The sequence below is a fragment of the Streptomyces sp. NPDC051286 genome (assembly GCF_044455345.1).
Classification (GTDB): domain Bacteria; phylum Actinomycetota; class Actinomycetes; order Streptomycetales; family Streptomycetaceae; genus Streptomyces.
The window spans coordinates 1-10,148 of record NZ_JBITER010000092.1; the positions used below are offsets into that span (position 1 = coordinate 1).

8 protein-coding genes and 1 CRISPR repeat array are annotated in these 10,148 nt (G+C 68.5%); of the genes, 6 read left to right on the plus strand and 2 right to left on the minus strand.

Features of this window, described 5'->3' with window-relative positions:
* Positions 1 to 98: 98 nt before the first annotated feature.
* Positions 99 to 296 carry a hypothetical protein gene (locus ACIBB8_RS36515; protein WP_398959568.1) on the plus strand — a complete coding sequence of 66 codons (198 nt, stop codon included), beginning with the start codon at positions 99 to 101 and terminating at the stop codon, positions 294 to 296.
* Between the two features lie 100 nt (positions 297 to 396).
* On the opposite strand, the gene ACIBB8_RS36520 is transcribed toward ACIBB8_RS36515, so the two are convergent.
* Both ACIBB8_RS36520 and ACIBB8_RS36525 read right to left on the minus strand, forming a co-directional pair.
* A complete protein-coding gene (locus ACIBB8_RS36520; RefSeq protein WP_398959570.1) occupies positions 397 to 1,116 on the minus strand; it encodes an IS6 family transposase in 720 nt (239 codons plus the stop codon).
* Between the two features lie 168 nt (positions 1,117 to 1,284).
* A complete protein-coding gene (locus ACIBB8_RS36525; protein WP_398959572.1) occupies positions 1,285 to 1,833 on the minus strand; it encodes a hypothetical protein in 549 nt (182 codons plus the stop codon).
* A gap of 423 nt (positions 1,834 to 2,256) precedes the next feature.
* On the opposite strand from ACIBB8_RS36525, the gene ACIBB8_RS36530 reads away from it, so the two are divergent.
* From ACIBB8_RS36530 to cas3, 5 genes are all read left to right on the plus strand, one after another.
* A complete protein-coding gene (locus ACIBB8_RS36530) occupies positions 2,257 to 3,132 on the plus strand; it encodes a Mu transposase domain-containing protein (RefSeq protein WP_398959574.1) in 876 nt (291 codons plus the stop codon).
* On the plus strand, positions 3,129 to 3,962 hold the full coding sequence (gene istB, locus ACIBB8_RS36535; protein WP_398959576.1) for an IS21-like element helper ATPase IstB: 834 nt from the start codon (positions 3,129 to 3,131) through the stop codon (positions 3,960 to 3,962). Before ACIBB8_RS36530 ends, istB begins: the two co-directional genes overlap by 4 nt.
* The gene (locus tag ACIBB8_RS36540; RefSeq protein ID WP_398959578.1) at positions 3,959 to 4,081 is read left to right on the plus strand and encodes a hypothetical protein; all 123 of its coding nucleotides are present in this window, start codon (positions 3,959 to 3,961) and stop codon (positions 4,079 to 4,081) included. The genes istB and ACIBB8_RS36540 overlap by 4 nt, the downstream gene beginning before the upstream one ends.
* Positions 4,082 to 4,149: 68 nt before the next feature.
* Entirely contained in the window at positions 4,150 to 4,977 is an 828-nt protein-coding gene (locus tag ACIBB8_RS36545; protein WP_398959580.1) for an alpha/beta fold hydrolase, read from the plus strand.
* A 272-nt stretch (positions 4,978 to 5,249) separates the two neighbouring features.
* Positions 5,250 to 7,353: direct repeats of the CRISPR family, unit length 29 nt; unit sequence GGGACCATCCCCGCGGGTGCGGGGAGCAG.
* 241 nt (positions 7,354 to 7,594) lie between these two features.
* Positions 7,595 to 10,078, plus strand: coding sequence for a CRISPR-associated helicase Cas3' (gene cas3, locus ACIBB8_RS36550; RefSeq protein ID WP_398959582.1), 2,484 nt, complete (start codon positions 7,595 to 7,597; stop codon positions 10,076 to 10,078).
* Positions 10,079 to 10,148: the final 70 nt, after the last annotated feature.

The window sequence follows — 10,148 nt, forward strand, 5'->3', positions numbered from 1 at the left end:
CACGACACCCCCACGACCGCACGACAGGACAACGACCGTACAGACGATCATCCCGCGCCCACCATCACCCCCGCACGAAATTGCGCAGCAGAGTCGACGTGCTTGCCAAAGCCGGCCGCACCGAGGAAGCCGCCGCAGTCCTCGAACGGCACCCGACAATCAACAGCTCTCTCCGTGCCGAGCGTCTCATCGACCTCGGCCGCATCGAAGACGCTGTACGAGTCCTCCAGCAGCCGATGAGCAAACCGACCACACCTGCCTGGGACGGCGCCTACTCCACCGAACCACCGTTCTGACAGCTCGGGCTGGTATGTGCCACGGGCGTTGTCACGTTGTTGAGTGTGCGAGGGCCTGAGGGTGTGCCAGGGTGTGGTCGGCTCGGGTGTCAGTCCTGGGTCAGGACGTTGCGGTCGCGCCGAGGGTTCCGGTGACGTGGTCCCAGATGGCGAAGCGGATGGTCATTTCGGCTCGGTGGTCGGGGGCGGTGAGCAGGTGGCGGTGGGGTCGGAAGTGGGGTGAGATGCCGCTGTACGCGGACAGGAACCGCTGGGCCCCGCCCACGCTGCGGAAGCCTTTCATGGCCCGTTCACGCTGCCGGGTGGGTTGGTGGCTGTTCTCCGCCCGGTTGTTGAGGTACTTCGACTGCCGGTGCTCGGCAGAGGGCATGACCTCGCGGTGGGCGGCGCCGTGGGAGCGGAGCTTGCCGGTGACGACCACCCGCGGCACCGCACGCGTCTTCTTCATCAGGCGGCGGAAGAAGCGCCTGGCGGCGGCCTTGTCCCGCCGGTTCTGCACGAGGATGTCGAGGACGTTGCCGTCCTGGTCGACGGCCCGCCACAGGTACTTCAGCTCGCTGTTGATCTTGATGAAGACCTCGTCCAGGTGCCACTTGTCGCCAGGCCGGGGCCGGTGGCGGCGCAGTCCGTTCGCGTAGGCCTGGCCGAGCTTGGCGCACCAGCGGCGGATGGTCTCGTAGGAGACGATGACGCCTCGCTGGAACATGAGCTCCTCGACCTCTCGGAAGCTGAGCGGGAAGCGGAAGTACAGCCACATGCAATGGGCAATGACCTCGACCGGGTAACGATGCCCCTTGTACGACGGCGACGCAGCCCCCACGGACAGCCTCCTCCAACATGATCAACTCCAAGATCATCTCAGGAATCAGCCAATGTGACAGCGCCCGCACACGTCTTCTCCCTCGGCGCCAAGGCCAGCCTCCGCTACACCAGCGCAGTGACCGAATCGGAAGCGGAGCAGGCCCCGAACACCCGCTGATCTCGACTGTTACTCCACAGGGATCCGTCGTCGGCCCTCCGGGGTGAAGGTGAACGTCTGGCGGAAGGGCCCTGTTCCGAAGCGCACTGCAAGCAGGAGGGGTTCTTCGTGCTCAGGTGGCCATGATTGCTCGGCTCCCGGAGCACTGCCGTTCCAGAGATGGAAGGACACCATCGGTTCCTCCGGGTTCCCAGTCAGGTAACCGAGAGTCTTGCCGTAGTAGGGGTTGTTGCCGCCGAACAACATGGACGGGGTACCGAACTCGTCGACGACGTCCGACCACACACGGTTCTCGCCCGCCCACTGGCGGACCGCACCCTGCAGGACCGCGTATTCGTCAGGGTCCAGTACGCGGTCAGGCTTGAGCCAGCCACGGCGGTGCGCGAACTCGGCATACACCGAGGCAATGCCGTACTCGTAATAGCGGTCCGGGATCAGATCGCGGAACACGCCCGCGACGCCGGTGCTGGACCAGACGCCGCGCTCTTCCCAGACGCGCTGCTGCTCGGCCAATGCCTCGGGCTGGCACTCCACGAACAGCAAGTGATCCATCAGCATGCGCAAGGCCGGTTCCTTCCCGAACACTCCGGGACGACGCAGGGCGAGGTTCAACTGATCGACGAGATACGCACGTATCTCGTCGGAGGCTGCAAGCGATCTGGAAGTAGGCACCCCACAGTCTCGCGCAAATGCCGCCGGACCACGTCATGGGCAGACGCCCAGCCATTCTTCACCTGAGCCGGATCAAGGCCCGTCGCCCACTACCGGCTCTCCCCTTCGGCAACCGGCCCCCTCGACGCAGCAGAACCGCCTCCCAGCCCCTGAGTTCGCGCTGTGGAGCCTTCAGATTTCCTGAACCCACGGAAGATTGGCTTCTCGGCCTTTTATTGCGGCCCTGGTGAGGAAGGGGCACACGAGAAGGGCGGGGTTGAGCACGAGGGCGGCAGGTTCCGCCGCAAGCACTTGGTCCCGGCTCCGGAGGTGGAGGCTCTCGCGGATCTCAACGAGCGTCTGGCGTCGATCGATGCGGCGGAGGACGCCCGGCACATCCACGGCCGTCCTACCTCGATCGGTTTCGACTTCGAGCAGGAGAGGCCGCTGCTGGCACCGCTGCCGGCGGACGAGTACGACACCGGGATCGATCTTCTGCCGCTGGTCCACCGCAACGGACGGGTCACCGTCCGGCAGGGCTACTACTCGGTTCCCGCGAAGTTCATCGGCATGAAGGTGCGGGTGAAACTGCGGGCGAACGAGGTCTGGGTTTACGACGGCCGCCAAGTCGTGGCCCGTCACCCAAGGCTGACCCGTCGTTACACCTACCACGACATCCTGGATCACTATCTGGAGATCTTGCTGGTCAAGCCGGGCGCGTTCGCCGGTGCCGCCGCGCTTGCACAGGCCCGCGCCGAGGGCGGCTTCACCAAGACCCATGAGGCGTTCTGGGCGGCGGCCAAGAAGAAGTGCGGGGACAAGGAGGGTACCCGGATGCTGATCGAGGTGCTGTTGCTGCACCGGCAGCTGCCCGCCTCAGCAGTCATCGCCGGGATGGCCACTGTCCTCAAGATCGGTTCCATCAGCACGGACATGGTCGCGATCGAGGCCCGCAAAGCCATCGAGAACAGCGACCTGGAAGACGCCGGACCCACCATCGCCCACGTTGCTTTTGCCCCGGGCGACGAGGACGATGACACCGCCATCGAGGAAGACCATGGCGGGGCGGGGGCGAAGGTGATCTCGCTGCGCACCCGGCGCCTGCCGCCCGATCCCCGCACTGCGTTGCCGGACATGAGCAAGTACGACCGGCTGCTGACGCCGGTGACCGACACCGTCAACGAGAGAAAAGGCACCAGCGCATGAGCCCCACGGCCACCGCCCAGCAGACCGCCGAGCAGATCCCGCCCACCCGGATGCCGCTGCCCGAGGGCGACCCGGAGGACGCGCTGATCGACGAGGCATGCCGGGACCTGCGGCTGCCCGCCTTCCGTGAGCGGTTCGTGGAGCTGTCCGCCACCGCCCGACGTGAGCAGTCCTCCTACAAGCAGTTCCTCCTCGACCTCCTGCAGGTCGAGCGCGCCGACCGGGACGTCCGCCGCCAGCAGAGGCTGGTCCGCTCGGCGCGGTTCCCGAGGCCCAAGCGGCTGGAGGATTTCGATTTCGACCGCAACCCGAACGTGCTGTCCGAGACGGTCGGCGACCTCAAGTCCACATCCTGGGTGCGCGAGGGCCGTCCGCTGGTACTGATCGGTGACTCCGGCACCGGTAAGTCACACCTTTTGATCGGGGTCGGTACGGCGATCGCCGAGGCCGGCATGAGCGTCCGCTACATCACCACCTCCGCGCTGGTGAACGAACTCGCCGAGGCGGACGCCGCCCGCCGCCTGTCGTCCGTGATCGCCCGCTACAGCAAGGTCGATCTTCTGTGTCTGGACGAGTTCGGGTATCTGAACCTGGATAAAAAGGGCGCGAGGTTGCTGTTCCAGATTTTCACCGAGCGCGAGGAGTGCAAGGCGACCGCGGTGGCCACCAACTCGCCGTTCGCGGAGTGGGACAAGATCTTCGCCGACCCGCGGCTATGCGCGGCCATCGCCGACCGGATCACCTTTCGCTGCACGCTGATCCAGACTGGCACCGAGTCCTACCGCTACCAGTCCACCGAGGCCGACCGCCAGGCCAAAACACCGCGGTGACCGGCATCCTCGCAGTCGCCACATCGCGGGACCTGGTCGCCGCCCAACGCATCGCGATCGTCAACCTCCAGGCCCTGGCCCTGGCCCTGGCCCTGCTCAACGACCGGACAGCACAGTGAACACGGTGCGGGGCAACCGCGTGAGATCGAGCCCGGAGCCTGTCAGATCCGGGCATTAGAGTCCCGGCATGATCTCGACCGGACGCTCTGCCTCCTCCACCCCCGTGCAACCAGCACGCGTCGACCTCGACCTTGACGGGCGCCGCCTGTCCTTCCTCGACTTCGGTGGACCCGGCCGGCCCCTGCTGGCCCTGCACGGCCACTTCTCGGAGGGGCGGACCTTTACCCACCTCGCTCGTGAACTGGCGCCCGCCTGGCGGGTCATCGCACCCGATCAGCGTGGGCACGGAGAGTCGGACCGCCCGCTGGACTACTCCCGTCAGGGCTACATCGCGGACGCGGCCGCGGTCCTTGACCATCTCGGCCTCGGTCCAGTCGTCGTGCTCGGCCATTCGCTGGGCGGCGTCAACGCCTACCAGCTCGCCGCCCGTTATCCGGAGCGTGTCCTTGCCTTGGCCATCGAGGACATCGGGGCCGTCGTGGATGACGATCTGTCGTTCTGTCTCGCCTGGCCCCACCGGGCACCGGGCCGGGCCGCCCTGATCGAGGAACTGGGGGAATCGGCTCGCTATCTAACCGATGCGATCCGCGAGTACGACGACGGCTGGGGTCTGGCCTTTCGCCCCGAGGACATGGTCGCCTCGCACCGCCTGGTCAAGGGCGATCACTGGGACGACTGGCTGGCCACAAGTTGCCCCGCCCTGCTTGTCCACGGCATCCGCAGCGACACTCTCTCCGCTGACCACGCGGCAGCCATGACGAGCCGTCGCCCGCACACCCGCCTGGTTCATCTGCCCACCGGTCACACAGTCCACGAGACCGACCCCGACGGCTTCGTCACTGCCCTCCGCGCGTTCCTCGGAAGTCTTGAGATGGACGCACCCGCCCGGCATTGATGGCATCACGGAGCCGGGTCCTTCCGAACCGCGCCTGTCAGGGACACGGGGCAGAAGGACCCGGGACCGCCAAACTATCGGTCCCCGCCGGGATCGTTTCCGCGGACACTCCGGCCCTCATCCCGGCACCACGAATGTCACCCGATAGAGGTGGCTCCCATTCTCGTTGCCGATCATGGACCTGTGTCACAGTCCATCCCCATCACGGATAGCGCAACGTGGCTCCCGTTCTCGTTGCCCGAGTGGCTCCCATTCACCCTGTCGAAAACAGCGGGACCATCCCCGCGGGTGCGGGGAGCAGAGGACGTCGTCCTGTGTCCGGCCGGGGATGTCGGGACCATCCCCGCGGGTGCGGGGAGCAGTTGTGCCCGGCCTCCGCGAGCGCGCCGGCCACGGGACCATCCCCGCGGGTGCGGGGAGCAGGCCATGGAGGAGCGCAGCGTCGATGAGATGTCGGGACCATCCCCGCGGGTGCGGGGAGCAGGTGGCCCGCGAGTTGAGCGCCGTGATGAAGACGGGACCATCCCCGCGGGTGCGGGGAGCAGGCCTCGACCTGGACGGCGTCGACGTACACCAGGGGACCATCCCCGCGGGTGCGGGGGAGCAGGACGACCGCCGCAACCACAAGCGTCGCGGCCAGGGACCATCCCCGCGGGTGCGGGGAGCAGCCCACCCCTGGCAGGGGTGGGGGCTCGATGGCGGGACCATCCCCGCGGGTGCGGGGAGCAGGGAGTTGGCGGGTCGGCGAACGCGGTCGGCATGGGACCATCCCCGCGGGTGCGGGGAGCAGGCCGTACGTATGGGGCGCCACTGGCCCGAACGGGGACCATCCCCGCGGGTGCGGGGAGCAGCACGGCGGTCCAGGAGCTGACGGGCAAGCGTTGGGACCATCCCCGCGGGTGCGGGGAGCAGACAGTTCGGGATCCGGCGGAACGGGCGGAACAGGGACCATCCCCGCGGGTGCGGGGAGCAGGGCTTCGAGTGGCTAGGCATCTGGAAGTTGGAGGGACCATCCCCGCGGGTGCGGGGAGCAGGCCGGTCTCGCCATGGGGCGTGGACTCGGACAGGGACCATCCCCGCGGGTGCGGGGAGCAGTCTGCTGAGCGGTCTCCGCCGACCCCCAGGAAGGGACCATCCCCGCGGGTGCGGGGAGCAGCCGGTCCCCGGCCCACTTGCGCAGCACGCGCCGGGACCATCCCCGCGGGTGCGGGGAGCAGTCCATGAGGGCGGACAGGCGGCGCACCGAGACGGGACCATCCCCGCGGGTGCGGGGAGCAGAGGGTCCTCACGCCCATGAAGGGGCTGTTCGTGGGACCATCCCCGCGGGTGCGGGGAGCAGAGTACGGAACGGATTCCAATGGATCGGAGGCCGGGACCATCCCCGCGGGTGCGGGGAGCAGCCCCGGAGCGTCGGACGCTGGGAGTTGACACGGGGACCATCCCCGCGGGTGCGGGGAGCAGCGGATCCCGCCGTTCGCGTACGACAGGCCCTTGGGACCATCCCCGCGGGTGCGGGGAGCAGTCACCCACGTCAATATCACCTTCACGGGCCTGGGGACCATCCCCGCGGGTGCGGGGAGCAGGGCGCCTCCAGCTCCGGCCGCGACGCCTCCAAGGGACCATCCCCGCGGGTGCGGGGAGCAGTCGTTCGTGCCCGCACCGAGGTTCGTCGGGATGGGACCATCCCCGCGGGTGCGGGGAGCAGTTCACCGACATGGCTGGCGTGCAGGTGTCGACGGGACCATCCCCGCGGGTGCGGGGAGCAGCGCGCCATGCCGGTCGACCCGGCCGAGTCGGAGGGACCATCCCCGCGGGTGCGGGGAGCAGGTTCCTGACCAAGTTCCTGCCGGGGGCCTGATGGGACCATCCCCGCGGGTGCGGGGAGCAGTCGATCGACGTGTCGTTGTTCTGCGGCAGCGAGGGACCATCCCCGCGGGTGCGGGGAGCAGTCGTGGCCGCCCATCGGGCCGAAGATCGGGTTGGGACCATCCCCGCGGGTGCGGGGAGCAGTCCGTCAGGCGCTGTTGCTCGATCTTGGACACGGGACCATCCCCGCGGGTGCGGGGAGCAGGTCGGCGCCGTGCCGTACACCTGCGACGCAGGGGGACCATCCCCGCGGGTGCGGGGAGCAGTCCAGGACCTCGGCGGCCGGTATCAGGTGGGCGGGACCATCCCCGCGGGTGCGGGGAGCAGCATAGGCCCGAACTCCGCTCGCCAGGCCGGGAGGGACCATCCCCGCGGGTGCGGGGAGCAGTGCCGACCTGGAGGTGTGGGACCTGAAGCAGGGGGACCATCCCCGCGGGTGCGGGGAGCAGGCTGTACGGGGTTTCGATGTCGCCGTGGGTCCAGGACCATCCCCGCGGGTGCGGGGAGCAGGCTGCGCGACCTGCGGCTTTATCGTGAGGAGACGTAGTTTTCCCACACTTTCACCGACTCCGGCATATCGCGCATAACGCCTTCAGTTCTTCCAGTCGGAGGTCAGGTGGGCAGCTGTGTAAAGTGATCATCCTAGAGCCTGTCCTTCTGTTTTCACGGGTCTGCGTCCGGATCAGAAGCGGATTCATTGAATCTTCGTCATATAGGCATCCTGTAGCAGTTTTTGCTGTATTCATCTGGCATGAGGGGTGAGGGAGAGTCCCGCTCGGGCCTGCGGGGCAGGCTTGACGGGCCGGTTCTGACGGTGTGGGCGAAGCACGACAGGTACTCCGACGGGTGGCTGCCGCTGTGGCGGCACATGGAGGACAGCGCCGCTGTCGCCGGGCTGTTGTGGGATACGTGGTTGCCCGCGAGCGTGCGGAGGTTGATCGCCTCGGCGCTGCCCGGTGGTGAGCAGGACGCGCGGCGGCTTGCCGTGTGGCTGGCGGGGGTGCATGACATCGGGAAGGCGACGCCCGCGTTCGCCTGCCAGGTTGACCAGCTTGCGAACGTTATGCATGCGCAGGGGTTGGAGATGCGCTCGGTGCGGGCCATCGGTCCGGACCGCAGGATGGCGCCGCATGGGCTGGCCGGGCAGGCGTTGCTGGGGGAGTGGCTGCAGGAGCGGCACAGCTGGACGGTGAAGCAGACCGGGCAGTTCACGGTTGTCGTGGGAGGGCACCACGGGGTGCCTCCGGAGCATGGGCAGATCGCTGCCCTGCACAAGCACGGTCAGCTGCTGCGTACCCCGGGGCCGAGCTGGGCCGAGTGGCGGCGGGTGCAGGACGAACTGCTCGATGCGTGTGCCGACGAGTACGGCGTACGGGGCCGGCTGGATGAGTGGCGGTCGGTGAAACTGCCGCAGCCGGTGCAGGTGTTGCTCACGGCACTGGTGATCGTCGCCGACTGGGTCGCCAGCAACGCCGACCTCTTCCCGTACTTCCCGCAGGACGTCGCCCGCAGCAGCGAGGAGCGGGTGGCTGCGGCCTGGCGCGGACTGGACCTTCCGGCGCCCTGGTGCCCGGACGATCCCGAGGGCGACGCTCAGGAACTGTTCGTCTCCCGCTTCGGGCTGCCGCCGGGCGCGAAGGCCCGGCCGGTACAGGAGGCTGCCATCGAGCTGGCCCGGGCGATGGACGAGCCGGGGCTGATGGTGATCGAGGCGCCGATGGGGGAGGGGAAGACCGAGGCCGCTCTCGCGGTCGCCGAGATCTTTGCTGCCCGCTCGGGTGCGGGCGGTGTGTTCTTCGCGTTGCCGACCATGGCCACGGGCAACGCGATGTTCCCCCGCCTTCTGGACTGGCTCAAGCGGCTGCCCGGAGCCGCAGACGCGCGGTACTCGGTCCTGCTCGCCCACTCGAGGGCCGCGTTGAACGAGGACTTCGCCGAGCTGATGCGCGAGAGCGGCCATCGGATCGTTGCCGTCGACGTGGACGCGCCCGAGGAGCCACGGTGGCGTCCCTCGGACAAGACGCGGTCCGCTCCTGCCGAGCTCGTCGCGCACGCCTGGCTGCGTGGCCGCAAGAAGGCCATGCTGTCCTCCTTCGTCGCGGGAACCGTCGATCAGCTGCTGTTCGCCGGGCTCAAGAGCCGGCACCTGGCGATGCGTCACCTCGCGGTCGCCGGCAAGGTCGTCGTCATCGACGAGGCGCATGCCTACGACACGTACATGAGTGTCTATCTCGACCGTGTGCTGTCGTGGCTCGGCGCGTACAGGGTGCCGGTGGTGGTGCTGTCGGCGACCCTGCCGGCGGCCAGGCGCCGGGAGCTCGTCGAGGCGTACGCGGGCGGCAAGGCCGCAGCAGCCCGCAGTGCCACGGAGTTCGAGGCGGTGGGCAAGGCCGGTGCCTATCCTCTGCTGACCGCCGTGATGCCTGGCAAGGAGCCGGTCCTGAGAAGTCCCGAGGCCTCTGCCCGGGGCACGGATGTTGTCCTGGAACGGATCGACGACGGACTCGACGCCCTCGTCGGCCGGCTCACCGACGAACTGGACGGGGGCGGCTGCGCGCTGGTCATACGAAACACGGTGAGGCGGGTGCTGGAGACAGCGCAAGTACTCAGGGCCAGGTTCGGCGACGAGAACGTGACGGTCGCCCACTCGTGCTTCATCGACGTCGACCGGGCAGCGAAGGACGCAGATCTCCTGAAACGCTTCGGGCCGCCGGACAAAGCGGAACACCGCCCGACCGGGCCGCACATCGTCGTGGCCAGCCAGGTGGCCGAGCAGTCCCTCGACGTCGACTTCGACCTCCTTGTCACCGACCTCTGCCCGGTCGACCTGCTGCTCCAGCGCATGGGGCGTCTGCACCGGCATCAGAGGGGCGAGGGGCAGCGCGAACGCCCCCAGGGGCTGCGCCGGGCGCGCTGTCTGGTCACCGGTGTCGACTGGAAGGCAGACGTGCCGGCGCCGGTGCGGGGCTCGGTCGCCGTGTACGGCGCGTATGCGCTCCTGCGGTCCGCGGCCGCGCTCCTGCCCCACTTCGAGGAAGGGCGCAGCCGTCCGGTACGGCTGCCCGAGGACATCAGCCCGCTCGTGCAGGCGGCATACGCCGATGCTCCCGCAGGCCCGGAGAGCTGGGCACCGGCGATGGCCGAGGCTCTCGAACGGTACGAGCGGCACCGCGCGGACCAGGCCGAGCGGGCGCAAGTGTTCCGGCTGGAGGCCCTTCCTGACAGCCTCGACTGAGGCACCGGGGTTCTCCGGTTAGCCTGGATGGGCGAGACAGGAGCATCCCCCGGCATGACCAGCACCACCA